21 protein-coding genes are annotated in these 24,896 nt (G+C 63.8%); 11 read left to right on the forward strand and 10 right to left on the reverse strand.

Going from position 1 to position 24,896, the window contains the following annotated elements:
• The first annotated feature begins 55 nt into the window (after positions 1-55).
• On the forward strand, positions 56-994 hold the full coding sequence (locus tag CLAM6_RS12410; protein WP_153636269.1) for a LysR family transcriptional regulator ArgP: 939 nt from the start codon (positions 56-58) through the stop codon (positions 992-994).
• 42 nt (positions 995-1,036) lie between these two features.
• On the opposite strand, the gene argE is transcribed toward CLAM6_RS12410, so the two are convergent.
• Positions 1,037-2,275 (reverse strand): acetylornithine deacetylase, encoded by a 1,239-nt coding sequence (gene argE, locus CLAM6_RS12415; protein ID WP_242007671.1) that lies wholly within the window; start codon positions 2,273-2,275, stop codon positions 1,037-1,039.
• Between the two features lie 231 nt (positions 2,276-2,506).
• Entirely contained in the window at positions 2,507-3,715 is a 1,209-nt protein-coding gene (gene fdhA / locus CLAM6_RS12420) for a formaldehyde dehydrogenase, glutathione-independent (protein WP_153636270.1), read from the reverse strand.
• Between the two features lie 415 nt (positions 3,716-4,130).
• On the opposite strand from fdhA, the gene CLAM6_RS12425 reads away from it, so the two are divergent.
• A complete protein-coding gene (locus CLAM6_RS12425) occupies positions 4,131-4,508 on the forward strand; it encodes a hypothetical protein (RefSeq protein WP_043331278.1) in 378 nt (125 codons plus the stop codon).
• A gap of 516 nt (positions 4,509-5,024) precedes the next feature.
• On the forward strand, positions 5,025-6,203 hold the full coding sequence (gene cfa, locus CLAM6_RS12430) for a cyclopropane fatty acyl phospholipid synthase (protein ID WP_153636271.1): 1,179 nt from the start codon (positions 5,025-5,027) through the stop codon (positions 6,201-6,203).
• A 164-nt stretch (positions 6,204-6,367) separates the two neighbouring features.
• Here cfa and CLAM6_RS12435 read toward each other — a convergent pair whose 3' ends face one another.
• Both CLAM6_RS12435 and CLAM6_RS12440 read right to left on the reverse strand, forming a co-directional pair.
• Positions 6,368-6,889 (reverse strand): MarR family winged helix-turn-helix transcriptional regulator, encoded by a 522-nt coding sequence (locus CLAM6_RS12435; protein ID WP_052384225.1) that lies wholly within the window; start codon positions 6,887-6,889, stop codon positions 6,368-6,370.
• Between the two features lie 335 nt (positions 6,890-7,224).
• Positions 7,225-8,778 carry a sigma-54-dependent transcriptional regulator gene (locus CLAM6_RS12440; protein WP_043331281.1) on the reverse strand — a complete coding sequence of 518 codons (1,554 nt, stop codon included), beginning with the start codon at positions 8,776-8,778 and terminating at the stop codon, positions 7,225-7,227.
• 427 nt (positions 8,779-9,205) lie between these two features.
• Between CLAM6_RS12440 and phhA the strand changes: the two genes are divergently transcribed.
• From phhA to CLAM6_RS12455, 3 genes are all read left to right on the forward strand, one after another.
• On the forward strand, positions 9,206-10,087 hold the full coding sequence (gene phhA / locus CLAM6_RS12445) for a phenylalanine 4-monooxygenase (protein ID WP_153636272.1): 882 nt from the start codon (positions 9,206-9,208) through the stop codon (positions 10,085-10,087).
• Positions 10,088-10,177: 90 nt separating this feature from the next.
• Positions 10,178-10,516 (forward strand): 4a-hydroxytetrahydrobiopterin dehydratase, encoded by a 339-nt coding sequence (locus CLAM6_RS12450; protein WP_054555480.1) that lies wholly within the window; start codon positions 10,178-10,180, stop codon positions 10,514-10,516.
• Between the two features lies 1 nt (position 10,517).
• A complete protein-coding gene (locus CLAM6_RS12455; protein ID WP_153636273.1) occupies positions 10,518-11,711 on the forward strand; it encodes an amino acid aminotransferase in 1,194 nt (397 codons plus the stop codon).
• Positions 11,712-11,845: 134 nt separating this feature from the next.
• Here CLAM6_RS12455 and CLAM6_RS12460 read toward each other — a convergent pair whose 3' ends face one another.
• The 4 genes from CLAM6_RS12460 to CLAM6_RS12475 all read right to left on the reverse strand — a co-directional run bounded on the left by CLAM6_RS12460 (position 11,846) and on the right by CLAM6_RS12475 (position 16,914).
• On the reverse strand, positions 11,846-13,072 hold the full coding sequence (locus tag CLAM6_RS12460; protein WP_153636274.1) for a LysR family transcriptional regulator: 1,227 nt from the start codon (positions 13,070-13,072) through the stop codon (positions 11,846-11,848).
• A gap of 229 nt (positions 13,073-13,301) precedes the next feature.
• The gene (locus CLAM6_RS12465; RefSeq protein WP_153636275.1) at positions 13,302-13,685 is read right to left on the reverse strand and encodes a RidA family protein; all 384 of its coding nucleotides are present in this window, start codon (positions 13,683-13,685) and stop codon (positions 13,302-13,304) included.
• A gap of 149 nt (positions 13,686-13,834) precedes the next feature.
• Positions 13,835-15,094 carry a D-amino acid dehydrogenase gene (locus CLAM6_RS12470; RefSeq protein WP_153636276.1) on the reverse strand — a complete coding sequence of 420 codons (1,260 nt, stop codon included), beginning with the start codon at positions 15,092-15,094 and terminating at the stop codon, positions 13,835-13,837.
• Positions 15,095-15,504: 410 nt separating this feature from the next.
• On the reverse strand, positions 15,505-16,914 hold the full coding sequence (locus CLAM6_RS12475) for an MATE family efflux transporter (RefSeq protein ID WP_347237560.1): 1,410 nt from the start codon (positions 16,912-16,914) through the stop codon (positions 15,505-15,507).
• A 374-nt stretch (positions 16,915-17,288) separates the two neighbouring features.
• Between CLAM6_RS12475 and CLAM6_RS12480 the strand changes: the two genes are divergently transcribed.
• The gene (locus tag CLAM6_RS12480) at positions 17,289-18,251 is read left to right on the forward strand and encodes a LysR family transcriptional regulator (RefSeq protein WP_043331288.1); all 963 of its coding nucleotides are present in this window, start codon (positions 17,289-17,291) and stop codon (positions 18,249-18,251) included.
• 220 nt (positions 18,252-18,471) lie between these two features.
• Here CLAM6_RS12480 and CLAM6_RS12485 read toward each other — a convergent pair whose 3' ends face one another.
• Positions 18,472-20,199: a putative bifunctional diguanylate cyclase/phosphodiesterase gene (locus CLAM6_RS12485; RefSeq protein ID WP_052384227.1), complete on the reverse strand. Its 1,728-nt coding sequence runs from the start codon at positions 20,197-20,199 to the stop codon at positions 18,472-18,474.
• Between the two features lie 733 nt (positions 20,200-20,932).
• Between CLAM6_RS12485 and queC the strand changes: the two genes are divergently transcribed.
• The 4 genes from queC to CLAM6_RS12505 are packed head-to-tail and all read left to right on the forward strand — an operon-like array spanning position 20,933 to position 23,560.
• Positions 20,933-21,676: a 7-cyano-7-deazaguanine synthase QueC gene (gene queC, locus CLAM6_RS12490; protein ID WP_043331289.1), complete on the forward strand. Its 744-nt coding sequence runs from the start codon at positions 20,933-20,935 to the stop codon at positions 21,674-21,676.
• Positions 21,676-22,368: a 7-carboxy-7-deazaguanine synthase gene (queE, locus tag CLAM6_RS12495; protein WP_107336280.1), complete on the forward strand. Its 693-nt coding sequence runs from the start codon at positions 21,676-21,678 to the stop codon at positions 22,366-22,368. Before queC ends, queE begins: the two co-directional genes overlap by 1 nt.
• Positions 22,369-22,376: 8 nt before the next feature.
• On the forward strand, positions 22,377-23,276 hold the full coding sequence (locus tag CLAM6_RS12500) for a 6-carboxytetrahydropterin synthase (protein WP_153636278.1): 900 nt from the start codon (positions 22,377-22,379) through the stop codon (positions 23,274-23,276).
• Positions 23,273-23,560, forward strand: coding sequence for a YkgJ family cysteine cluster protein (locus CLAM6_RS12505; protein ID WP_153636279.1), 288 nt, complete (start codon positions 23,273-23,275; stop codon positions 23,558-23,560). The genes CLAM6_RS12500 and CLAM6_RS12505 overlap by 4 nt, the downstream gene beginning before the upstream one ends.
• 29 nt (positions 23,561-23,589) lie before the next feature.
• Here the strand turns inward: CLAM6_RS12505 and CLAM6_RS12510 are convergent, their stop codons facing one another.
• Positions 23,590-24,819, reverse strand: coding sequence for a CobW family GTP-binding protein (locus CLAM6_RS12510; RefSeq protein ID WP_153636280.1), 1,230 nt, complete (start codon positions 24,817-24,819; stop codon positions 23,590-23,592).
• Positions 24,820-24,896: the final 77 nt, after the last annotated feature.

The following is a 24,896-nucleotide window of genomic DNA, read 5'->3' on the forward strand; positions in this document are numbered from 1 at the left end:
CTAGGATGAATCCATCAAGGAAATTGATTCAGGGAATGGATCATAAGGAATACTGATGCTGGACTATAAACTGCTGGAGGCGCTGGCGGCCGTCATCGATCAGGCGGGCTTTGAACGCGGGGCGCGAGCACTGGGACTGACGCAGTCGGCGGTCTCGCAGCGCATCAAGTTGCTGGAGGCACGGCTGGGGCAGCCGGTACTGGTGCGTACACCGCGCCTGGGGCCGACGCCGCTCGGGCGGCGCCTGCTCAATCATGTCCAGCAGGTGCGTCTGCTGGAGCATGATCTGCTCGACCAGATTCCCGCCCTCGGCGAGAGCGAGCAGCGACTGCGCATCGCCATCAATGCCGATTCGCTGGCCACCTGGTGGCCGACCGTCACCGGCAGTTTCTGTCGCGAGCGTGACCTGTTGCTGGACATGCTGGTGGAGGATCAGGAAGTGGCGCTCAGGCGCATGCGTGATGGAGAAGTCGCGGGCTGCATCTGTGCCACGCCGCGCCCGGTGCAGGGTGCACGCTCCCACCCGCTGGGCAGCATGCGTTATCGGGCGCTGGCCAGCCCGGACTTCGTGCAGCGCCATATCGCAAAGAAAGGCCATCCCATCCCGCCCATTCTGCCGGCCGAGACTCTGCGCAGCATGCCCGCCATCGTCTATGGCCGTGATGACCGCCTGCAGCACCGGCTGTTGTCGACCATGGGCTTCGATGAGCCCTTCCCTCACCATCTCTGCCCGTCGTCGGAAGGTTTCGTGCGTCTGGCCTTGAGCGGCATGGGCTACGGCATGATTCCCGAGCAGCAGGCGGCGCATCTGCTGGCCAGTGGTGAGCTGGTGGATATCGCGCCGAACCATGCCCTCGATGTACCGCTTTACTGGCATCACTGGCGCCACGGTGGCAGCACGCTGGACAAGCTCACCGATCACCTGCTGCGGGAATGTGCCACGGTATTGCGCCCGATGGCGGAGCAGGAGACGCCCCGCCCCGGCATGCTGTGAGAGTACGTGTCAGTCGTGCATCAGGCCCGGCAAAAAGGGGGCTCAGCCGCCCTGTTGCTCACGCACCAGCTGGGCCAGGAAGCGATCACAGGCCGCCAGCTGGCTGAGCTCGATGTACTCGTTGGCCTGATGCGCGACCCCGATGGAGCCTGGCCCGCAGACCACCGTCGGCCAGCCTTCGCTCTGGAACTGTCCCGCCTCCGTGGTGTACGCCACGGCCTCGCTGGCCCGCTCATCGCCCAGCAGACGCTGGCAGAGGCGAATGGCCGGGTCCCGATCGCCATGCCCGAGTGAAGGCACCGTTTCCACCGTGCGCTCACTGCGGATCGCCACTTCTGGCGCCCGCTCCCGATAGGGAGCGACCAGACGCTCGGCGTGGGCATCGATCTCCGCCAGCATCGCCTCGACATCCTCGCCCGGCAGATGGCGCAGCTCCCAGTCGAAGATGCACTCCCCGGCGGTGATGTTGACCGCCGTGCCGCCCTCGATACGCCCGACGTGCAGGCTGGCGTGGGGCACATCGAAGCGCTCGTCCAGATGGCCGCAGTCGATGCGCGCCTGCATGCGGTCCTCGATGAAGGTCACCATGCGCGCCGCCAGATGAATGGCGCTCACCCCCTGATAGACCAGGCTGGAATGCGACGGCTTGCCGGTCACCGTGGTGCGCAGATCGGTAATGCCCTTGTGGGCATCGACGATCGCCATCATGGTCGGCTCGCCCACCAGCACCGCCGCCGGACGCGGCAGGCGGTCACGCAGGCGTGCGATCATGCGCGGCGCCCCCAGACAGCCGATCTCCTCGTCATAGGAGAAGGCAAGAATCACCGGCTTTTTCAGCGTGCCCGCACGTTGGGCATTCACCAGCGCCGGCACCGCCGCCATGCAGCAGGCGATGAAGCCCTTCATGTCGGCGGAACCGCGCCCATGAAGGCGACCCTCGGCCTCACGCAGCGTGAAGGGATCACTGTCCCAGGCCTGACCCTCCACCGGCACCACATCGGTGTGCCCGGAGAGCACCACACCACCCTCGACCTCCGGCCCGATCACCGCCAGCAGATTGGCCTTGTCGCCGCCATCGTTGTGGATGACCTCGGCACTGACGCCGACCACTTCCAGGGCGTCGCGCAGGCAATGGATCAACGCCAGATTCGACTCGCGCGACACGGTATTGAAGCTGACCAGATGCGCCAGCCAGTCGCGGCTGTTGGGCCAGTCGGAGAAATCGGCGTGCTGCGGCATCAGGCTGGCGGTATTGGCGATGGGGGACGCTGAAGCGGACATGGGCATTCCTGTGCAGACACATCAGAGCGGAGAGCACCATACGCAGCGCGCTGGCCTCATATGCCCACCGGTATAGCGCAGCGCTTCTTCGACAACAAGGGCCTGGCTGCAACATCCGACTGGCAGGCACGCTTCAAAAAAGACGACGCCGCCACACCCGATGAAAGGGCGTGGCGGCGTCGTCTGTGGCGGCAGAACTCCGCTACGGGCGGGATTCAGGCCGTGATGGCATCAGGCGGCACGGCCGTTGCGCACCATGGCGTGGGGGTCGATGACGAATTTCTTGGCAGCGCCGCCATCGAAGTCCGCATAGCCCTGCGGGGCTTCTTCCAGACTGATGACCTGCACATTGACCGCATCGGCGATATTGACGCGCCCGAACAGGATCGCCTGCATCAGCGGGCGGTGATACTTCATCACCGGGCATTGGCCCGTGTGCAGCGAGTGGGACTTGGCCCAGCCCAGCCCGAAGCGCATCGACAGCGCCCCGACCTTGGCGGCCTCATCCTCGGCGCCCGGGTCTTCGGTGACATAAAGCCCGGGAATGCCGATCTGGCCGCCGGCACGCGTCAGCGCCATCGCCGAGTTGAGCACCGTGGCCGGCTGCTCGCGGCCGTGGTCACAACCACAGCCATGCGCCTCGAAGCCGACGCAGTCAACGAAGCAATCCACTTCGCGCTCGCCGAGAATCACCTCGACCTTGTCTTCCATCGAGCCTTCCTGACGCAGATCGATGGTCTCGCAGCCGAAGCTCTCGGCCTGCTGCAAACGCTCGGGGATCATGTCGCCGACGATGACACAGGCCGCCCCCAGCAGCTGGGCCGACACGGCCGCCGCCAGCCCGACCGGCCCGGCACCCGCGACATACACCGTGGAGCCCGGCCCGACACCCGCGGTCACACAGCCGTGGAAGCCGGTGGGGAAGATATCGGACAGCAACGTCAGGTCACGGATCTTCTCCATCGCCTGGTCGGCATCCGGGAACTTGAGCAGGTTGAAGTCGGCATAGGGCACCATGACGTAATCTGTCTGACCGCCAGTCCAGCCGCCCATGTCGACATAGCCGTAGGCCGCGCCGGGACGCGCCGGATTGACGTTCAGACAGATCCCCGTCTTGCCTTCCTTGCAGTTGCGGCAGCGGCCGCAGGCAATGTTGAAGGGGACCGAGACGATGTCACCGACCTTGATGAATTCCACATCGCGCCCGGCCTCGACGACCAGGCCGGTGATCTCGTGGCCCAGCACCAGGCCCTGCGGCGCCGTGGTGCGGCCACGCACCATGTGCTGATCACTGCCGCAGATATTGGTCGAGACGACCTTGAGAATGACCCCGTGTTCACACTTGCGATTTCCCAGCGCCAGGGTCGGATAGTCCAGTGATTCGACGCTCACCTTCCCCGCTCCCTGGTATACGACTCCGCGATTGGCATTGGCTGACATGACGTGCTCCTGGCTGGCATGGGGTTTGGCACGTGGCCGGCGACAGGCAGACAAGCTGGCTTGCGCCGCCCGTCTCTTTTCCTGCATCGGCCACCAGCCCTCGGTCGGTGGCGTCCAACCGGTAGGGCTTATGCAGACTAGGTCAGTTGTCACAGGTTGGCTGTCCAGATGAGGCATCGACATGCCTAAATGAGACAGTTCACGACCAAAGTGTCACTTCGGCTGCCCGCAAGCCCACTCGCCAGTGCCCCCGCGCCTCTGCTGTTGGCGGCAGGCGACAACCAGCGTCGATGCATCTCGACACTTGAAGCACGCGCCCATACCCCCCAGTACTGATGTCAGCGTCATCTTGACGACAGATATTGCGACCCGAGCCCGTTTACGACAGCTTTGAAAGACACTTCAAGGAGAGATCATGACCCTGACATCCAACGCCCTGCGCAATTCCTGCATGACCCTGGCCCTCGTCGGCTCCGCCTTCATCGCCGGTTGCGGCAACACCAGCGTGATCGAGAAGCAGGACACGCGCTATGAAGTCAGCGCCGTCGATGAAGACCGCGATGATGCCATCGCGCAGGTCAAGGAACGCGCGCTCGAGGTGTGTGAAGAGCAGGACCGCGACAAGTACGATGTGCTCGACTCGCGCGTCTTCGGCCCGCACGACGCCACCGCCAAGGCCGCCGATGGCAATGACCAACTGGAAGGTGGCACCGTCAATGAAGACACCGAAATGGCTGCCGCCACCCATGAAGGCGAAGGCTACAAGGTCGTCTGGACCGTGCGCTGCCGCTGAGGCGTTCCCCCGTCAGGTAGCGTGACCTGACAGCGCGATCGAACGCGAAAGCGAAAGCCGCAACGACGGTGAAAGCGAAAGCACAGCATCCGTCAGAAAGCCGCCCCCAGGGGCGGCTTTCTTGCGTTCCGACACCAGGCGATAACCCAGGGAAACCGACACTGCGGCACTTGAGTTCCAAGGCCGCAACCATCGGTTGCCCCACAAATCAGTCAATTGCACCGCCCCATTAGACGACTCTTGACTATGCTGAGACGAAAGCTGTCCCAGCGCCGCTCCTGATCGCCGCGCATACCTGGTGAAGAAAGTTGTTACTAGCCACCCGGCTGGCACGCCAGTGGCGACTCGGACGCTGTACCTGCAACCTCGCTGCATGCATCTCGCAGCATGAAGCTCGCGCATTGCCATGCGAGACGTTCGACAGCCCTATCGCCCGGGGACTGTCGATCACTGCCATACGCCATGACGAACCCATCAGGACTCTCTGCGCCCGCGCGCCGTCAAGGAGGCTTTTCCATGAGTATCGAACAACGCCTAGCCCCCGTTGCACTCCCCGACACCCGTCATCGACGCACCGTCGAACATCTGCTGGCAGGTTCCGGCGTCAGGCTCAACGGGCCCGACCCCTGGGACATTCGCGTTCGCCATCCGGACCTCTTCCGACGGGTGCTGCAGCAAGGCAGCCTGGGACTGGGCGAGGCTTACATGGAAGGCTGGTGGGACTGTGAGCAGATCGACGAGATGATCTGTCGCCTGCTGCGACATGGCCTGGGCAGCCGCGCCCACACCACCAGCGAGCGCATCGCCTATCGCCTGCAGGCCGGGGTGATCAACCTGCAGAGCCGCCGCCGCGCCGGCGTGGTCGGCAAGGTGCATTATGACTTCGGCAATGACCTCTTCACGCGCATGCTGGATGACACCCTGTGCTACAGCTGCGGCTACTGGAAAGACCTGCCGGTGAGCGTGGAGAACCTGGGCAAGGCGCAACAGGCCAAGCTGGATCTGGTGTGTCGCAAGCTGGGGCTCACGCCCGGCATGCGGCTGCTGGATATCGGCTGTGGCTGGGGGAGCCTTGCCGCCTACGCCGCGCGCCATTACGGCGTGGAGGTCGTCGGCATCACCATCTCCGCCGAACAGGCCGCGCTGGCGCGTGAGCATTGCGCAGGGCTACCGGTGGAAATCCTGCTCAAGGACTATCGCGACCCTGACTTCCGGCGCAGGGTGGGCAGCTTTGATGCCATCGCCTCGATTGGCATGTTCGAACACGTCGGCCACAAGAACTACGCCACCTACTTTGCCCATGCCGCGCACTTGCTGCGCCCCGGCGGACGCTTCGTGCTGCACACCATCGGCTCCAACCAGAGCGATATCTCGGCCGACCCCTGGGTCAACCGCTATATCTTCCCCAATGGCGTGCTGCCCAGCGCCAGCCAGCTGGTACGCGCCAGCGAAGCGCATCTGGTGATGGAGGACTGGCACAACTTCGGCGCCGACTACGACCCGACATTGATGGCGTGGCGCGCCAATCTCGACCAGCACTGGCATGAGCTGGCCGATACCTATTCACCGCGCGACAAGCGCATGTTCGAGTACTATCTCGGCGCCTGCGCAGGCGCCTTCCGCGCCCGCCAGCTGCAGCTGTGGCAGGTGGTGTTCACCCACGGCACCGCAGGGCGCTACGACGCGCCACGCTGATTTGCCGCTCGCGGGGCGCTGGCAGTCTCGACCGGGAACGACTGCCTCAAGCGGCGGGGCGAATCAGACGCGTCGCCGCGAAACGATTGAGCAGCGCATGCATCAGGTAGATCAGCAGCATCGCGATGCAGACCGCAACCAGCGCCGAAAGCGCTGATCGGATGTCACCCCTGACGACTCCGCTGATATTCAGCCTGGGAGCGCGCGATGCTGGCACTGGCATTGTCTTCGAACTGGAGCAGAGTGCGGGCGAAGGCATTGAGCGCTTCGTCATCGAAGCCGACGTACAGCTCGGCACGCACTCGCTCGATGCGCTCCGTCAACTGGGTCAGGCACTGGCGGCCTTGCTCGGTGAACCACAGGCAACGCGCCCGCTTGTCGGTCTCGTGTGGCACGCGGGCGATCAGCTGCTGAGCCTCGAGCTGGTTGAGGGTGCGCGTCAGCGACGGCATCTCGATGCCCAGCTCACTGGCCAGCATCTGTTGGGTACAGCCCTCGCCGAGCTTTTCCAGATGAACCATGACCGTCCAGCGCGATTCCGTCATGTCCAGGCTACGCACCGCGCTAGTGATGGCGGTGCGCCATAGACGGTGGACCCGACCGACCTGGCCACCCAGCGAGGGCTTGATCTGCTCGTGAAACGGGATTTCCTGTGTCGAATCCGTCCCCGGAGAATGTGCGTTCATGTATCATCTCTCGACATGAAGGCTCCCATGACACTTCCCCTCATCGGTACTGAGCGGAAGACCCACGAGAGCCTTGATTGGTGCGGCGTCAGGGCGGCTGTTGCCGCCGATATCAGACGCCATCTATATTAGCTTGCTAACAATATGAGAATCATACCCTTTATTAGCGAGCAAAACAATTCACCAATTCCGATATTCAAACACGCATTTAAGCGCCTCTCCGCTTCTGTCTTCTGACTTGTCTTCTTCCCCTTCTTCCCCTTCTCCTTTTGCGGCTCGTCTGCTTTCCTCTCGCCCTGTTGTCTCTTCTCTGCCGCCATCACCTGCGCCGCGGGTCATTCCTGTGCGATGCCGTGACGCTTGAGCTTGTTGGCGATGGTGGTATGTGAGACCCCCAGGCGTTTGGCCAGCAATCGGCTGGACGGATACTCCGGGTAAAGATGCGCCAGGATGCGCCGTTCGACCTCGTCATGGATATCGCCCAGGCTGCCGGTGAGGTCGATGTTGTCCAACCCCTCATCACGCGCCTCGCCGGTCAGACGCAAATGCTGCGCCTCGATCACCTCGCCATCGCACAGCGAGACAGCCTGGAACAGCACGTTCTCCAGCTGACGCACGTTGCCCGGCCAGTGATAGCCCTGCAGACGCGCCATGGCCTCGGGCGAGATATCCCGCACGCGAGCGCCGATCTGACGCACTGCCCGCTCGAGGAAATGTCGCGCCAGCTCCTCGAGCCCATCCAGACATTCCCTGAGCGGCGGAATCTGCACACACAGCACATTGAGGCGGTGGAAAAGATCGTGGCGGAAGCGCCCTTCGCTGCACAGTGCCGGCAGGTCCTGTTGGGTGGCGCAGATCACGCGCACATCGAGGAAGGTTTCCTCATCGCTGCCGACGCGCCGGAAACCGCCGTCCTGCAAAAAACGCAGCAGCTTGACCTGCATGCGCGGACTCATCTCGCCGACCTCATCCAGGAAGATGGTGCCGCCGCTGGTCAGCTCCAGCAGGCCCAGCTTGCCCTCCGGCCGTGCGCCCTCGAAGGCGCCCGGGGCGTAACCGAACAGCTCCGTCTCGGCCATCGATTCCGGCAGCCCCGCGCAATTGAGCGCCATGAAGGGGGCCTGGCCGCGAGGGCTTGCCAGGTGGCAGGCACGCGCCAGCAGCTCCTTGCCGGTGCCGGTCTCGCCCTCGATCAAGAGCGGCGCATCCAGCGGTGCCATGCGGCGGGCCTCCTTGACCACCGCCGACAGCTGACGGCTCGCCTGGAATATCGCTTCGAAGCCACGCACCTCGGTGCGCTGGATCTGATAGATACGCGAGCCCAGGCGGTCTGCACGATGCAGGGTGACCACGGCGCCCGCCAGCGAGGCGACATCCTCGTTCTCGGTGTGCAGTGGCGCGATATCGGCGAGGAAGGTCTCCTCCCCCACCCGCAGGCGCAGGCCATTGACGCGGGCATTGTTGCGCCGGATCAGTTCCGGCAGGTCGACATCCTGGACATGACGCGTCAGTGCCAGCCCCGGCACCTCATCGATGCGCACTCCGAGCAACTTGCCCGCCGCGCGATTGGCCGCCACCACGCGCCCATCCATGTCGATGGACATCACCGGGTCTGACAGCGATGACAGCAGTGCATTGAGCTCCAGATGGCGTCGCTCGGTGGGCATCAGACTGACGCGACTGACCTTGAAGACCCCGGGGATCTCCTCGAGGGTCGGCTTCAGGGTCGAGAGCTGCATGCGCAGCATGTTGGGCACATGCAGATAGATGGAGTTGTTGGCCTCTCCGCCGACCTCACCGCGCAGCACGTTGAGGCCGTAATCGGCAAAGGGGGCCAGGATGTCGCGCAGAATCCCGATTCGATTCTGGCAGGTCAGTTTGAGGCGCATGGCGTTCTCGGCATTGTCGTTGGAATTCTTGTTGGCATTGTCATCGAAATGGTGTCGCCGGCCTGGCGGCGCCGCTCGAGTGACGGACAGCTTGGCGACGGACAGCTTGGCGACGGGCGACTGAGTGACGTTAACGTAAGCGTTATCAAAAACGTCGTAAAGCATTCCTTACAAAAGACGGCGACACAGCAGTGCACGAACGCCCGAATGGCACCGGATGCGCCCGATTACCGCTCCAGTGTCACAATTATGTGACAAGACCCGCGCCAACGCAGCGTTATCTGCGGCGCAGAGCCACGCCTGACCACTGGTCAACGCCACCCGACAAGGCCTAGCGTTGTCATCGACATGCAAGGACTGGCATGTACGCCATAATGACAACACGGCAGCCTGCTCGGCAGCGCCGCCATCTGGTTGGGGAGGTTGCATGAACGCACCGCAGGGTAGTCATTGGCCACAGACATCCCAGGAAGCTCAGCCCGGCTCGCAAACCAAGGCCAAGGGCACCCGCTACGTGGCCCATGAGCCGGATGCCCGGGGCCGGATCCATTACAGCGATCAGGAAAACGCCACCTGGCAGACACTGATGGCGCGCCAGATGGCGCTGGTCGAGGGGCGTGTCTGTCGCGAGTATCGGCAAGGGCTCGAGCGCCTTGCCCTGCCGGAGGACCGCATCCCCCAGCTCGGCGAGATCGATCGTGTCCTCGAGGCCGCCACCGGCTGGCGAACCGCTCGCGTGCCGGCCTTGATCCCCTTTACGCGCTTCTTCGAGCTGCTCGCCGAGCGGCGTTTCCCGGTCGCCACCTTCATCCGCTCCCCGGAAGAACTCGACTACCTGCAGGAGCCGGACATCTTCCACGAGATCTTCGGCCACTGCCCGATGCTCACCCACCCCGCCTTCGCCGAGTTCACCGCCACCTACGGACGCCTTGGTCTCGCCGCCAGCAAGGAAGAGCGCGTCTATCTGGCCCGCCTCTACTGGATGACGGTGGAATTCGGCATGCTGCGCGAGACTCAACCCGATGGCAGTCGCGCCCTGCGCCTCTACGGCGGCGGCATCATCTCCTCGCCGCGCGAGACCCGCTACGCCCTGGGTGAGCTTGCGGACAGTCTCGAGCGCCCCGCGCATCTACCCTTCGATGCCGTCGAGGCACTGCGCACCCCGTATCGCATCGACATCCTGCAGCCGCTCTACTATGTCCTGGAGTCACTGGACGATCTGCATGAGCTCGCCAGTCGCGACATCATGGCGCTGGTCCACGAGGCGATGGCTCTCGGCCTCAAGACGCCGCGCTTCCCACCACGTTGATCGCACAGACGCTGATCGCACCGACGCCCTTGCCCCAAGGGGTACGCCTTTTCACCAGCCCCCTCTTTCCTCAAGCCGGAGAATAGTGACATGACCGAACTCGCCAGACAGTCCTGTGAAGCCTGCAGCTTCGATGCGCCCAAGGTCAGCGATAGCGACATCGAGACGCTCAAGACCGCCATTCCCGAGTGGCAGTTGCTCAATCGCGATGGCATCATGCAACTGGAACGGTGCTTCACGTTCCGCAACTTCAAGCAGGCACTGGCATTCACCAATCGCGTAGGCGAGATTGCCGAGGAAGTCGGGCACCACCCGGCACTTCTCACCGAGTGGGGCAAGGTCACCGTGACCTGGTGGTCCCACGAGATGAAGGGTCTGCACAAGAACGATTTCATCATGGCCGCCAGAACCGACGAGGTAGCGAAATAAGATGTTCGAGCAGATTGCGCGTGTACCCGGGGATGCCATCCTCGGCCTGATCGAAGCCTTCAACAAGGACACCAACCCGCAGAAGGTCGACCTCGGCGTGGGCGTCTATCGCGATGCCAACGGCAATACGCCGGTCATGCGTGCGGTCAAGCAGGCCGAGAGCCGCCTGGTCGAGAACGAGGCCACCAAGACCTACATCGGCTCCCACGGTGATCCGCGCTTCGGCAAGGTCGTACTGCCGATGGTGCTGGGCGCCGAGTCGCCGGTGCTGGCCGCCAATCGCGCCAGCGCCACCCAGGCGCCCGGCGGTACCGGTGCCCTGCGTCTGGCCGCGGACTTCATCGCCAGCAACCTCAAGGGCCGTGATATCTGGCTGTCCACCCCGACCTGGCCGAACCACCTGGGCATCTTCGACGCCGCTGGCGTCACGCGCCACAGCTACCCGTATGTCGACGAGAACAACCGCCTCGACTTCGACGGCATGCTGGCGACGCTCAAGACCATCCCGGAAGGTGACGTGGTACTGCTGCACGCCTGCTGCCACAACCCGACCGGTTTCGATCTGAGCCGCGAGCAGTGGGACCAGGTGCTGGAGGTCGTCCAGGCGCGCAAGCTGCTGCCGCTGATCGACTTCGCCTACCAGGGCTTCGGTGACGGCCTGGAAGAAGACGCCTACGGCGTGCGCCTGCTGGCCGAGAATGTCGATGAAGCCATCATCACCAGCTCCTGCTCCAAGAACTTCGGCATCTACTGCGAGCGCACCGGCTGCCTGATCCTGATCGCCAAGGACGAGGAGAGCATGCTCGACGTGCGCTCCCAGGCCGCGATCACCGCGCGCGAGAACTACTCCAATCCGCCGGCGCATGGCGGTGCGGTGGTCATCGACATCCTCGAGGACGACACCCTGCGCGGCGAGTGGCAAAGCGAGCTGACCGAGATGCGTGAGCGCATCAACGGCCTGCGTCGTGACTTCGTCGAGGCGCTCAAGCCGTATGGTCTGGATGAGCAGTTCGCCTTCATCGCCGAACAGCGTGGCATGTTCTCCTACACCGGCCTCTCGCCGGAACAGGTCGATCGCCTGCGTGACGAGTTCGGCATCTACATGGTGCGCTCCGGGCGTGCCAACGTGGCCGGCTTCTCCACCGAGAACCTGCCCTACGTGGCCAAGGCCATCGCGACCGTCGTCAAGGGCTGAGCCCGAGCGAACGCTGTCGTGAAAGACAAGAAAAACCCCGCCAATCGGCGGGGTTTTTTAATGGTCGGTTGTCTGACTTGCTGTCTGGTCTGCTCTCTACTCTGAGGCAAGGCTTCCGCCAGATGCCTGCGCCATCAGCCTTCCTCGTCTGCCAGCGGCAAGCGGGCAAGACTCGCCGCCACCTCCTCTTCGAGCAGGCTGACCAGCAAGGCCTGCACCGCGTGCAGCGACTCCCCTTCCTCGGCCGTCGGCAACTGCCACTTGAGCTCCAGATAGCGCTCGCTGCGCATCGAGAGCGGCAGGCCGATCAGGTCGCCTCTGGCGTCCTCGAGCACCTGCAGCGCCGACAGCGCATCAATGATGGTGGCGGCACTGCCCGCGCGCGCCAGACGCCCGGCGCTGGCCGGCGTGGCGACTTCCAGCAGACTCGCTGGCGTCACGCGCTCACGCTTGAGCAGTCCACGAATCAAGCGCCCCTGACTGCTGGTTTCCGGCAGGTCGACGAAGGGGCGTTCATTGAGGCGTGCAAGGGTCAGCGGCTTGTCCAGCAGCGGCCAGCGTGAGGGCCACAGCAACATCAAGGGTAGCTTCAGCGCGGGCGGTGCCTCGGCTTGCGCCTCGTCACTGGCCTCTTCACTTTTCCCACTGCGGGAAGCGGTCCCTTCGGCATTGTGCGCATCATCCTCGACGTCAAACGGCAACTCCGGCGTATCCCCCAGCTCGGGCATGGCGGCCTTGGCGGTAGGCTTTGCCTCGTCGTCATCGCCTTCGATGAGTGTCGTCTCCTCGCGCGCACGCTGACGCAGGCTGGCCTTGAGCTCGCGGGCGCGTGCCGCCGCCGTCTTGGCACGCTTGCCGCCCTGGGGCTCCGGCGGTGCTTCCAGGCTTACCGCCATCGCGACCCGCCCCTCGCGGATGGCGAGATCATGCTGTGACACCTCGAGCACTTCCAGGCTGGGCAGCCACTCACTCAAGGCTTCACTGGCCGCGATGCGTGTCAGCCAACCGGCACTGAAGGCCTCCAGACCAGATGTGACCGCCAGCACGAGACGCGGACGCTTGCCGCTGCCCGGCCCGAAGGCCAGTCGCCTGAGCTCGGATTGAGCGCTGAACATCCGGGCGAGTGATGGCGTCAGGCGCTCGGCTTCCGGGGTCGGCACCAGCTTGCCACCCTCACGCAGAAACAACGAATAGCCCAGCGTCTGCTCGAGCTGTGCCAAGCCCCGCGAGACCACCGGCACGCTGATCCCCAGTTGCGCGGCACCGCCTTTCATCGAGCCACACTCGATCACCGCCCACAGCATTTCCAGCTGACGCAGCCGTATGCCGGGTTCACGGGTGCCTGTGTCTGACTGCGCCATGGTGTTGCTCCTTGAAGGGTTCGTCCGCGATGCTCCGAGAGTCAGCGCTGGGCGCTGGCTTATTTAGCCTTACGCTAATCATGCTGGCGCCAAATGTCACGCTCAAGCTGCCTGCAGGACGTCACGCCCCCTGAAACGACACTCCCCCCGCTGATGAATCAGCGAGGGGAGTGAGGGACAAGGCATCGATCGCGCCAGTCTTTCGTTCAGACCGACAATCGGCGAGCGATCAGGAGAGTGCCAGTACACCTTCTGCTTCAAACAGCACGCCCTTGGGCAGCTCCTTGACGCCGACGGCCGCACGCGCCGGATACGGCTGGCTGAAGTACTGCTCCATCAGCGTGTTGACCACGGCGAAGTTGCTGAGATCGGTCAGGAACAGATTGACCTTGACCAGCTGATCCAGGCTGCCACCGGAGGCTTCACACACCGCCTTGAGATTGCGGAATACCTGGTCTGCCTGGACTTCAAAACCGCCTTCCACTACTTCCATGGTCGCCGGGTCCAGCGGGATCTGGCCGGACAGGAACACCAGATTACCCGTGCGCACCGCCTGGGAATACGGGCCGATGGCAGCCGGTGCGGACTCGGTAGAGATAATCTGCTTGGTCATGCGCAATTCCTTGTTCAATCAGTTGACGGAGAGACACTCGAAAAAAGACGACTACACGGCAGTACGCACTGCCTGGCAGTGCCCTGGCGCAGCCACTGACACTTACACAGATACAGACACTGTCACAGATACAGACACTGCGCCGAGCATCAGGCAGCGTAGCGACCAAGACTGAGACCATTGGGATCGATGGAGGGCTTGCGACCATCCACCAGGTCCGCCAACAGACTCGCACTGCCGCAGCTCATGGTCCAGCCCAGGGTGCCGTGTCCGGTGTTCAACCACAGATTGTCGTACTTGGTGCCACCGATGATCGGCGTGGAATCCGGCGTCATCGGACGCAGGCCGGCCCAGAATTCCGCCCGCGCATAGTCACCGGCTTCCGGGAACACATCACGCACCACCATGTTGATGGTCGCACGGCGCTTCTCGATCAAGGAAAGATCGAACGAGGCCAGCTCGGCGGTGCCACCGACGCGAATGCGATCATCGAAGCGCGTCAGCGCGACCTTGAAGGTCTCGTCCATCACGGTGGACTGCGGTGCGGCATCGGCATTGATGATCGGCACGGTCAGGCTGTAGCCCTTCACCGGGTAGATCGGCAGGTCCAGATCCAGATCACGCGCCAGGAACGGCGAGTAGCTGCCCAGACACATCACGTAGCTGTCTGCGGTCATCTCGCCACGGTCGGTGATGACCTTCTCGATGCGGCTGCCGCTGCGCTGGATGCGCTGAATGGTGGTATTGAAGACGAAATTGACGCCCAGGGTGTCGCGGCAGTAATCCGCCAGCCGGTTGGTGAACAGATGGCAATCGCCGGTCTGGTCATCCGGCAGGTGCAGGCCGGCGATGAACTTGCCCGGTACGCGGGTCAGTGCCGGCTCCACCGTGGCACAGGCGTCGGCGTCCAGCAGCTGATGGCGCACGCCACAGCCTGCCAGCACCTTCATGTCGCTCTGCACGGCATCGACCTGCGCCTGGGTACGAAACAGCTGCAACAGCCCCTTCTGACGGTCTTCGTAGCGCAGCCCGGTCTCTTCGCGCAGGGCATTGATGCAGGCGCGGCTGTACTCGGAGACACGCACCATGCGCTCCTTGTTGACGGCATAACGGTCGGCGTTGCAGTTGGCGAACATCTTGACCATGAACTTGGCCATCTGCGGGTCCATGCGCGGCTGGATCTTGAGCGGCGCATGCTCCTGGAACATCCACTTGACGGCTTTCTGCGGAATGCCCGGCGCCGCCCACGGCGAGGAGAAGCCGAAGGAGACCTGACCGGCGTTGCCGTAGCTGGTTTCCATCGCCGGGCTGGCCTGACGGTCGACGATCGTGACCTCATGCCCCTGACGCGCCAGATAATAGGCACTGGTGACACCGACGACGCCGCTACCGAGTACAAGAATCTTCATGTTGGCCTACCCCATGACTGCAAGCCGCGCCCCACGGCAAATGACAGGCGTATTCGCGCACTCGGCAGCGAATAAAGACGATGAAGGCCGGCACCGGTCGACAAGGCGACTCACAGTGGCTTGGCCTGAATGCATCCAGTATAGAGGCGCAAACCACGGTTAATATTCTGTTATGAGACCCTATATCAGAAAATAAGCAGGTAAATTTCGCATCATGGCAGTGATAAAAAACAAAAAAGCGGCCATTTTTGGAATGGCCGCTTTCGGTGCTTCTCAGCGGGACTGCTGACGGGGCTTCTGGCAAGGTCTACTGGCAGGGTCTCCAGCAGGACCTTCCGGGCAGAATCTTCTGAATGGCGCCTGACATCTCAAGGGAGCGCTCGTGCTGGACGCCATGGGGGCCCGGGCGATCAGGTCGTCGCGACATAGGCATGGCGACGCACTGACTTGCCACGGTCGCCCAGGGCCTGACGATAGACGCGCCATGCCACCACACCCGCCAGCAGGTTGCCGATCGCCGAGCCGATGGCGACACCGCGCAGCCCATCCAGATGTGCCCCCAGCCATACCGCCGGCATGAAGCAGATGAAGAGACGCACGAAGGACAACACCGTGGCACGCAGCGGCCACCCCAGCGCGTTGGCAGCCGACACGACCAGCATGCAGATGCCGAGGAAGGAGTAACTGGGCAACATCCACGGCAGCAGGACCGCCAGCGCCGCCGAGACCTCGTCACTGCCCACCAGCACATAGGCCAGCGGTGTCGCCAGCACTGCGGCGATGATGCCCAGCACCAGCTGCCAGATCACCACCACGCGGGCGGCCAGGTTCATCAGGCAGCGAATTTCCTGCCAACGGCCGGCGCCATAACAGCGCCCCAGCCACGGCGGCAGAGACATGGTCAGGGCCAGCACCACGATCAGCGAGAAGGTTTCCAGGCGTGAGGCGATCCCCCAGGCGGCCACCTCCGTCTGACCCAGTCCCGCGACGATGGCGGTGACCAGCATCGCGGAGAGTGCCGGCATCATCTGGCACAGAATCGCGGGTATCGCGATCCCCGCCAGCTGGCGGCGCGAGGCCTGCCATTCGGCCCACAGACCGCGATATTCCATCCAGTCACGACGCGAGAGCTTGAATGCCGTGATGGCAAGCCCGGCCCCGAAGGAGAGTACGGTCGCCCAGGCAGCGCCCGCCAGACCGAAGCCGGGCAGCGGTCCCGCGCCGAAGATCAGCAGCGGGTCCAGCACCAGGTTGAAGACACTGGTCAGCAGCATCATCTCGCCCGGTAGACGCGTATCGCCGTGGGCGCGGAACAGGCTGTAGAGCACATAGGCCATGGCCCCCAGCCAGCTGGCGATCAGCGATGGGCCCCAATAGACCTCGATCAGCGTCATTTCAGTGGCATTGGCACCCAGCAACTCGAAGGCCGGCACCCTGATGACCCACAACAGCAGCATCAGCAGTGCCATCAACACACCGGATCCCAGCAGCACCACACCGCCCAGACGCCGGGCACGCGCCTCATCCTCGGCGCCCAGGGTACGCGAGACGATCGCGGCGATCGCGATGCCCATGCCGACCTGCACCCCGATGATCAGAAAGGTCAGCGGGAAGGTGAAGGATTGCGCGGCCAGTGGCGCGGTGCCCAGATGCGAGACGAAGGCGGCATCGACCAGGTTGAAGCCCAGCAATCCCATGATGCCGAGTGTCATCGGCAAGGTGCTGCGCCACAGGCGTGACATCAGCTCACGAGTCGTCGGCGTTTCCGACGTTGGCGGGGTCGATCTTGCAGAGGCGTCGGTGGACATAGAAGAAGACATGAACTCACTCCCAGCATGTCGAGCATGGCTGGTTGGATGAAGGTATAAGGCGTCGGAACACTTCCGTGACGCTGGGGGGATGATTCTAGGGATTTCGCCGGACCCCAGATAGGTTCAGTGGGACATGTCTTTGATGCATTGTCGGCAACAGGAAGAGCGAGAAACGCGTTGATGCGTGGTATTAGAGGAAACAGTGACCGTGATAAACTCACCTTGTCAGGGATTTCCGTCACCTGGATTCGTGATGATGACCCATGCAATGTCACCGATTATCGACTGCTACCGAAGTTGGACCGTCGCTTTATATGCACTGACTGCCTCACGGATGGCTGGCAGAGTGTTCCCCTCCCCATGGCATCACGAGAGGTCAGACCGTGGATAAAGCATCCCGTTTGTTGCTGTTTCTCGATGTGGTAGAAGCACAGAGTTTTTCCAAGGCGGCTGACCATCGTCAGGTCAACCGCTCGGTGGTCTCCAAGCAGATCAGCCGTCTGGAAGAAGAACTGCAGATTCGCCTGTTCAATCGCTCGACTCGCTCGCTGGCCCTGACGGATGCGGGGCGCGAGATCCATCAGCACGCACTGCGTCTGCGTGAAGTGCTGGAAGATACCGACGATGTGGCCGGCGCCTATCAGGATGGCCCGCGCGGCATCCTGAAGATCACGAGCCCGAGCCACTTCGGGCGCACCTATGTCGCCCAGGCCGTGCGCCTGTACATGGAGCGCTACCCGGATACCCAGGTGGAAGTGCGCCTGGAAGACCACCTGACCGATCTGATCGGCGGCGGTTATGACCTGGCCATTCGCATGTCGGAGCTGGAAGACTCCAACCTGATCGCGCGTCCGCTGGCTGCACACCGTCACTTGATCTGTGCCTCGCCGGCCTTCATCGAGCGTCACGGCATGCCCCAGACCCCCGCCGATCTGTCTGGCCTGCCGGCAGCGGTGTATTCCCGCGATGGCTTCATTCTCGATCGCCTGCGCGTCTGCACCGAGAGCGGTGTCGAGGAAAAGGTGGCGCTGGATTCGCGCCTCAAGGTCAATGATGCCGACGTGCTGATCGGTGCCATCAAGTCGGGTGCCTGCTATGGCATGGTGTCCGCGATCAACATCAAGGACGAGATCCTGAACGGCGAGCTGGTGCCGCTGTTGACCAACGTGCCGATGAAGCCACTGCCTTCGATCCACCTGGTCTACCCGCACCGCCAGTACCTGCCGCAGAAGACGCGTCGCTTCAGTGATTGCCTGCAGGAGGTCGTCGGCACGCCGCCCGTCTGGGAGCAGCGCATTCCAGGCTTCGAGAACATGTACGGCTACGGTAGCGGTTGCAGCGAGTGAGACGTCGCCACGACTCTCGAGTCTGAACGCACGCCGTCACCTCCCGCGGCCACTGCCAGATCCGAATGCTCGCCATGAAAATGCCCGCCATGCAGAGTCACTGCGTGGCGGGCGTTTTCATTTCAGACACCTTTCGTTTCAAGCGCCTTTCATTTCAAGCGCCTTTCATTTCAAGCGCCTTTCACTTCAGAACTCTTCATCAGGCGCCCTCCAAAAGTACTCAGGGGCAGGGATGGATCGACGGCTTGCGCTTGAGCCACTCGACCAGCTCCGGCAGGCGCTTGGGCCGTGCATAGCGGAAGCCCTGCACCAGATGGCAACCCATCTCGACCAGCAGGCGCTCCTGCTCTGCGGTCTCGACGCCCTCCGCCAGCACCTCCATGCCCAGACTGTCGGCCAGCGAGATCGCGTGGGAGACGATGGCGCGGTCGCGGGCATCATGGTCAAGGCTACCGACGAAGCGCTGATCGACCTTGAGGCGGCAAGCGCGCAGGTCGCGCACGTAGAGCAGTGACGCGAAGCCGGTGCCGAAATCATCGATCGCCAGGCGCACGCCGCGTTCGATCAGGCCGGTGAGTCGCTCCACGACGCGATCGAGATCCGGCACGCGTGAGGATTCGGTGATCTCAAGCTCCAGGCGTTCTGGCGCGAAGTCATGACGCGCCAGAGCCTCCGAGACGCGCTCGGGGAAGCCGGGGTCACGAAACTCCTGAGCCGAGACATTGATCGCCACCGACAGCGGCTTGCCGTTGGGCGTCACCAGATCACGCGTCGCCGAGAGGGCCGTGTCCATCACCCGCGCGCCGACGGTGCCGATCAAGCCATACTGCTCCGCCAGCGGGATGAAGCGACCCGGTCCGATGGTGCCGAGCTCGGGGTGGTCCCAGCGCACCAGCACCTCGACGCCGACGGCCTCGCCACTGGCGAGGTCGAACTGGGGCTGGAAGGCGAGATCCAGCTCTTCGAGATGCTCGCGCAGGTCACTGGTCAGGCGATAGTCGTTGAGGTGCTGCATATGCGCGCCGGGCGAGAACACGTGCAGGGGGCCGCAGACATCGATGTCATCGTATTCCCCGTGCAACATGGCGAGTTCGGCCAGGTGCATCAGGCGATGGGCACGCCGCGCGTGCTGCGGCGCCAGGCTGATGCCGACCCGCGCCGTGACCGGCAGGGCCTTGCCATCCAGTCGCATCAGCATCACCAGCCTTTCGCACAGCTCGTTGGCACGCGCGATCAGGCTGGCCTCATCCCCGACGAAGAACAGCGCGAAGGCATTGCCCAGCGGGCGGCAGACCAGGGCGTCGCGATACTGCAGGGACATGGCTTCTGCCACCCGCTCCAGCAGCGGATCGATGCGTTCGGCACCGTGCGCCGAGTTGATGATTTCCAGGTGGGTCAGCGACAGGTAGATGATGCCGCCATCGATGCTGCCGTCGACGCTTTCTTCCAGCAGCAGTTCATCGATCTGGGCATTGAAGCGATCGCGCGACAGCAGGTTGATGGGCTGCAGGCGGCGCAGGGCGATCAAGACCTTGTCATCCACCCCGGCCGCACGGGCCTCCGCCAGCCCCGAGAACGGCGCCTTGAGGCGAACCCGCCGCTCGCTGACCGGCTCGAGACGCGGCCGCTCGGTGCCGAACAGCTCCTGCCAGCCACAGGTGTTGGCCACCAGACACTCGGCATCGAAGATCGCCATGCGCCACGGCAGATTGGCCTTCTGCACCAGCAGCCATTCTCCCAGCTCGCCGGTGATGCCCATCAACCAGAAGCCGGGCTGGCCGCTGATGCCACAAGGCTCCGGCTGCTTGGGCAGCGGAGATGGCAGCTCCGGCACCCTGTCTTCCTGTCGAGCGCGCGGCGACGTCCAGGCGAGTTGGCCGAAGCGGTCATGAATCCACAACGGCTCTTCGATGGACGACAGCAATTTGATCAAGATATCGAGAGGCACGCTCACTCCACCTGCAGTCATAAGGAAAATGGCTTGATGCCCCGCAAGGGCCGCCTGTCGCCAGTGATGCTGGCCGTTGGCTGGCGCAACGCGGACAACACCGCCGGGACATGACACGTCATTCACGCTTCCGGCTGTTCTCGCGCTTATCTGCTTACACCTGCTTTCATTGTCGCCGCTGGCTGCCGCAAGGCCCGGGGCCGCATGGCTAATGCGGCAATGTCCGGACGACCATGCTACTCCTCCCATGGACATCACCAGGCGCCAGACTGCTGCACTTTGTCTCTTCTGATCGCCCTTTTGAGCGCCCTTTTGAACGCCAGACGCCTCCCCGCTTAGCCTGTCACTTGACGCTGCTCCAGGCGCCATTGCGAGAGCCACTCCCGGAGCCATTCGGCCGACTCCTCAACCTGCTCCTCAACCCGTCATCCCGAAGTTCGTGCCGTCAGGGAAAGCACTAGGTGGACAAGCGTGCAGCACGCAGACGACTCTCTCTACGCTTCGCTAATACTCCGAGTCTATGCCAGCCTGTGGTGCGGGTACCAAGGCTATTTTCTCGCCGACTCAACGCTTGGCTGCCATGGCCGCTTCCGAACCTGGCGACAGGCGGTGTATCCGCGGCCCGCGCCAGTACACGAGTGGCATCAAGGCGTGCGGAAGAGTAGGATAGGCGCCCGTTTCGCCCGGACCGGATCCCGGGCGCCGAATCCATCGGTCAAAGAAATTCTCCGTCATGACTCTCAACGTCCAGAATTCCGCTGTACCCGCTTCTGCCTCCTCTGCAGAGCGCCCCCGCGCCGTCGTCATCTACTCCGGTGGCATGGACTCCTACACTGTCCTGCACCAGGCGCTGAAGGAAGGCTTCGAGGTACATGCCCTCTCCTTCCATTATGGCCAACGTCACTCGCGTGAGCTCGACGTCGCACGCCAGGTCTGCGAGTCGCTGGGCGTCGCCCACGAAGTCGTCGACATTCGCGCCATCCATGGCCTGATCGACAACTCCGCGCTGACCAACAGTGACCAGGCGATGCCCAAGGCCGACTACGACGAGGCCTCCATGACCTCGACCGTAGTGCCCAACCGCAACATGATCCTGCTGTCACTGGCCATCGCCAAGGCCGTCAACATCGAGGCCGAGGTCTGCTTCTATGGTGCCCACGGTGGCGATCACGTGCTCTACCCGGATTGCCGTCCGGAATTCGTCGACAAGATGAACGCCGTCGCCGCGATCGCCAACTTCTCGCCGGTGGAGATTCGCGCGCCCTTCCTGCACGCGAGCAAGGACGAGATTCTTGCCGCCGGCATCGCCATGCAGCTCGATTATGCCCAGACCTGGACCTGCTACGAAGGCCGCGAACTGGCCTGCGGGGAATGCGGCAGCTGCCGTGAGCGTCTCGAGGCCTTCGCCGCCCATGGGCTGAGCGATCCGCTCGGTTACGAAACGACCGACTCGGCCAAGGGCGCAGGCACACTCTGATGTATACGGTAAAGGAAGCGTTCTACACCCTGCAGGGCGAAGGTGCTCGCGCAGGGCGCGCCAGCGTGTTCTGCCGCTTTGCCGGCTGCAATCTGTGGAGTGGCCGCGAGCAGGACCGCGACACCTCGGTCTGCCGCTTCTGCGACACCGATTTCGTCGGCACCAACGGCCAGAATGGCGGCAAGTTCCGCACCGCAAACGCGCTGGCGGACTTTTTGGCCAGCCTGTGGCCGGAGCACACCGGCATCGCCACGCCCTATGTGGTCTTCACTGGCGGTGAGCCGCTGTTGCAGCTCGACAGTGAGCTGGTGGACGCGATGCACGCCCGCGGCTTCGAGATCGCGGTGGAGACCAACGGCACCGTCGAGCCGCCTGCCGGCATCGACTGGCTGTGTGTCAGCCCCAAGGGCGCAAGCGAGCTGGTCCTCACCGGCGGCGATGAGCTCAAGCTCGTCTACCCGCAGCCGGAGGCCCTGCCGGAGCGCTTCGTCAGCCTGGACTTCGCGCACTTCTATCTGCAGCCACTGGATACCGCCGCCCTCGACGCCCTGCCCGCGCCTGCCGCGGCCCGCGAGCATTACCGCGAGGTGCTGGCGTCCGACACGCCGATGAATCAGTGCGTCAGCTACTGCATGCGCAATCCCCAGTGGCAGCTCTCGCTGCAGACTCACAAGATCAGTGGTATCGATTGATGACCGCAATGACTCCCAAGACCCTGTTCGTCAGGGCCCTCACCGCGGTGGATGCCTCGGTGTGGAGCAATACCCGCGGCCTGTTCGGCATCAGCCAGCACCTGGACCTGGAGCTGGACGGCGCCGTCGGCCATGACGGCATGCTGTTCGACTTCGGCGACGTCAAGCCGTGGGCCAAGCGCATGATCGATCAGGACGCCGATCACACCCTGATCGTGCCCAGTCAGGCCGAAGGCGTGAGCGTCACGGACTGCCCGGAAGGACTGTGCCTGCGCTTCACCCAGCCCTACGCCATGGAAGTGCGCGGCCCGCGTCAGGCCTTCTGCCTGCTGCCGGTGGCCGAGGTCACCACCGAGGTATTGGCCAACCACTTCGAGAAGCTGCTGACTCGCCGCCTGCCACCGCGCGTCGAGGCGCTGCGCGTGCGTCTGCGAGACGAGATCATCGACGGCGCCGCCTACACCTACAGTCATGGCCTGCGTCATCACAGTGGCAACTGCCAGCGTATCGCGCATGGGCATCGCTCGCCGCTGATCATCGAGCGCAATGGTGTGCGGGACACGGCGCTGGAAGCCGAATGGGCCGAGAAGCTCAACGACCGCTACCTGGCCGAGGAAGGCGATCTGATCGACCGCCCGGGACGTGAGCTGGTATTCAGCTATGAAGCGCCGCAGGGCAGGTTCCGCATCCGCCTGCCGCGCAAGCAGGTCTGGCTGCTGCCGACACCGACCACCATCGAGTGGATCGCCGACTGGCTGGCGCGCCAGATCGCCCTCGACAGCGGTGACAGCATCCGCGTCGAAGCCTACGAGGGCATCAACAAGGGCGCCATCGCGCGGCATACCCCGCAGACGGCGCGCGAGCCGCTCGTCCTTCCCGAGCACGAAGACACGTCCGCCACCTCATGACGCAGACCGCCGCCCCTTCTGCAGATGCTGCCGCTCCCGGCTGTCGTGCCGGTTGCGGCGGCTGCTGCATCGCCCCCTCGATCTCGAGCCCGATTCCCGGCATGCCCAATGGCAAGCCGGCGGGGGTGCGCTGCGTGCAGCTGGATGACGACAACCTGTGCAAGCTGTTCGGCACGCCGCAGCGCCCGGCGGTGTGCGGCGACTTCGATTTCGATCACGAGCTGTGTGGCGATTCCCGCGAAGAGGCCCTGCGCCTGATCGGCGAGTGGGAACGCCTGACGTGAAAGGCGCGCCCTGAGGCATACGCCTCAGCTCACTCGCCGAAGAAGTTGAAGGGCCTGGCGGCGCCGTCGCTGCGACAGGCCAGCAAGGCCGCATTCAACTGACGGGAATCCTCAAGCGGCAACGCAGCCACCATCCGTTCCTGCTCCTGGCCCTGCCCGCCCAGCGGTGCAATCAGCTCAAGCCGCGAATCCTCGCGCCAACTGGACGGCGCAAGCTCGGCACGCCCATTGGCGCGGTTATAGCTGCGCCAACCATCCTGGGTATGAAAGATGCCCTTGATGCGCCACTCACGCGGCAGGCCATCCAGCCACTGGGTCAGCTGATCGAGGTCGAAGACCTCGCTTGCGGCGATTCGCCAGCCCAGACTGGCATGCTCAAGCCCCTCGGCCTGTTCGATCACCGGTGCGCCGGGCAGCGGCATCACACCTGAGGCGGACGGCTCATCACTGGCCTGCGCCGCCAGACGCGCCCTATCCCGTGCAGCGCGATGGGCGGACGGCATGCTGATCTCGGGCTGGTCTTCACGCGCTGCGCTTACGTGCCCGCCGCCCTGGCGCTGAGGCGCGCGTTCTGCTGACAGCAGCCAATCGATCAGTGCGACCTTCTGACCGGCCATGCGAGCCTGCGGCGGCTGGCTTTCGCCGTCGGCTCTGCCCAGTTCACCGACCCAGCGCTTGCGCGGCCACATCCCCGCCAGAAACTCATGCGCGGCCGCCAGCTGCTGCTCAGTCGCCAGATCACGCTTGCTGAGCACCACGCCGCCCGCCAGCGTCAACTGGTCCTGGAAGGTGCCGTGTTCGCGCGTGCGGGTATCGTCCAGTGCGCGCGGGTCCAGCAGGGTGATGACTTCCTCGAGCGCAAGCGCCGAGGCCAGCCCCTCACTGCGCAGCACATCGATCAGCCCCGCCGGATGGCCCAGCCCCGAGGGCTCGATGATCAGACGGTCAGGACGCGTCTGATGAATCAGGCTGACCAGCCCCGCCTGCAGCACGAAGGCCAGCTGACAGCACAGACACCCGCCGGGCAGCCCCTTGACGCTGACATCCTCGCGCCCGGCAAACAGTGCCTGATCGATCCCCACCTGCCCGAACTCATTGACCAGGATCGCCCAGTGCTCATCCGCCGGCTTGGCCGCGACCAATGCCTGGATGAAACTGCTCTTGCCCGTTCCCAGAAAGCCGGTGATCAGATGCACCGGAATCGGAGCTGGTTCCGTCGGGGCGTCGCCACTTCTGGCGCCGCGTGAAGCCACAGACATGCTGAAATCTCCGCAAGATGAAGGGCGTGCAAAAGGTTATAGAGTAACAAAAACCGGCCGGCGACGAAGTCTCGACA

Origin of the sequence: Cobetia sp. AM6 (assembly GCF_009617955.1) — a bacterium.
Classification (GTDB): Bacteria; Pseudomonadota; Gammaproteobacteria; order Pseudomonadales; family Halomonadaceae; genus Cobetia; species Cobetia amphilecti.

Excerpts from the sequence above, each read along its gene's own strand:
- CLAM6_RS12510 (WP_153636280.1), bottom strand. The coding sequence starts at position 24,819 with ATGTCTGTGGCTTCACGCGGCGCCAGAAGTGGCGACGCCCCGACGGAA.
- CLAM6_RS12455 (WP_153636273.1), top strand. The coding sequence starts at position 10,518 with ATGTTCGAGCAGATTGCGCGTGTACCCGGGGATGCCATCCTCGGCCTG.
- CLAM6_RS12435 (WP_052384225.1), bottom strand. The coding sequence starts at position 6,889 with ATGAACGCACATTCTCCGGGGACGGATTCGACACAGGAAATCCCGTTT.
- CLAM6_RS12460 (WP_153636274.1), bottom strand. The coding sequence starts at position 13,072 with ATGGCGCAGTCAGACACAGGCACCCGTGAACCCGGCATACGGCTGCGT.
- CLAM6_RS12470 (WP_153636276.1), bottom strand. The coding sequence starts at position 15,094 with ATGAAGATTCTTGTACTCGGTAGCGGCGTCGTCGGTGTCACCAGTGCC.
- CLAM6_RS12505 (WP_153636279.1), top strand. The coding sequence starts at position 23,273 with ATGACGCAGACCGCCGCCCCTTCTGCAGATGCTGCCGCTCCCGGCTGT.
- queC (WP_043331289.1), top strand. The coding sequence starts at position 20,933 with ATGACTCTCAACGTCCAGAATTCCGCTGTACCCGCTTCTGCCTCCTCT.
- queE (WP_107336280.1), top strand. The coding sequence starts at position 21,676 with ATGTATACGGTAAAGGAAGCGTTCTACACCCTGCAGGGCGAAGGTGCT.
- phhA (WP_153636272.1), top strand. The coding sequence starts at position 9,206 with ATGAACGCACCGCAGGGTAGTCATTGGCCACAGACATCCCAGGAAGCT.
- argE (WP_242007671.1), bottom strand. The coding sequence starts at position 2,275 with ATGTCCGCTTCAGCGTCCCCCATCGCCAATACCGCCAGCCTGATGCCG.
- fdhA (WP_153636270.1), bottom strand. The coding sequence starts at position 3,715 with ATGTCAGCCAATGCCAATCGCGGAGTCGTATACCAGGGAGCGGGGAAG.
- CLAM6_RS12475 (WP_347237560.1), bottom strand. The coding sequence starts at position 16,914 with ATGTCTTCTTCTATGTCCACCGACGCCTCTGCAAGATCGACCCCGCCA.
- CLAM6_RS12500 (WP_153636278.1), top strand. The coding sequence starts at position 22,377 with ATGACTCCCAAGACCCTGTTCGTCAGGGCCCTCACCGCGGTGGATGCC.
- cfa (WP_153636271.1), top strand. The coding sequence starts at position 5,025 with ATGAGTATCGAACAACGCCTAGCCCCCGTTGCACTCCCCGACACCCGT.
- CLAM6_RS12410 (WP_153636269.1), top strand. The coding sequence starts at position 56 with ATGCTGGACTATAAACTGCTGGAGGCGCTGGCGGCCGTCATCGATCAG.
- CLAM6_RS12465 (WP_153636275.1), bottom strand. The coding sequence starts at position 13,685 with ATGACCAAGCAGATTATCTCTACCGAGTCCGCACCGGCTGCCATCGGC.
- CLAM6_RS12425 (WP_043331278.1), top strand. The coding sequence starts at position 4,131 with ATGACCCTGACATCCAACGCCCTGCGCAATTCCTGCATGACCCTGGCC.
- CLAM6_RS12440 (WP_043331281.1), bottom strand. The coding sequence starts at position 8,778 with ATGCGCCTCAAACTGACCTGCCAGAATCGAATCGGGATTCTGCGCGAC.
- CLAM6_RS12450 (WP_054555480.1), top strand. The coding sequence starts at position 10,178 with ATGACCGAACTCGCCAGACAGTCCTGTGAAGCCTGCAGCTTCGATGCG.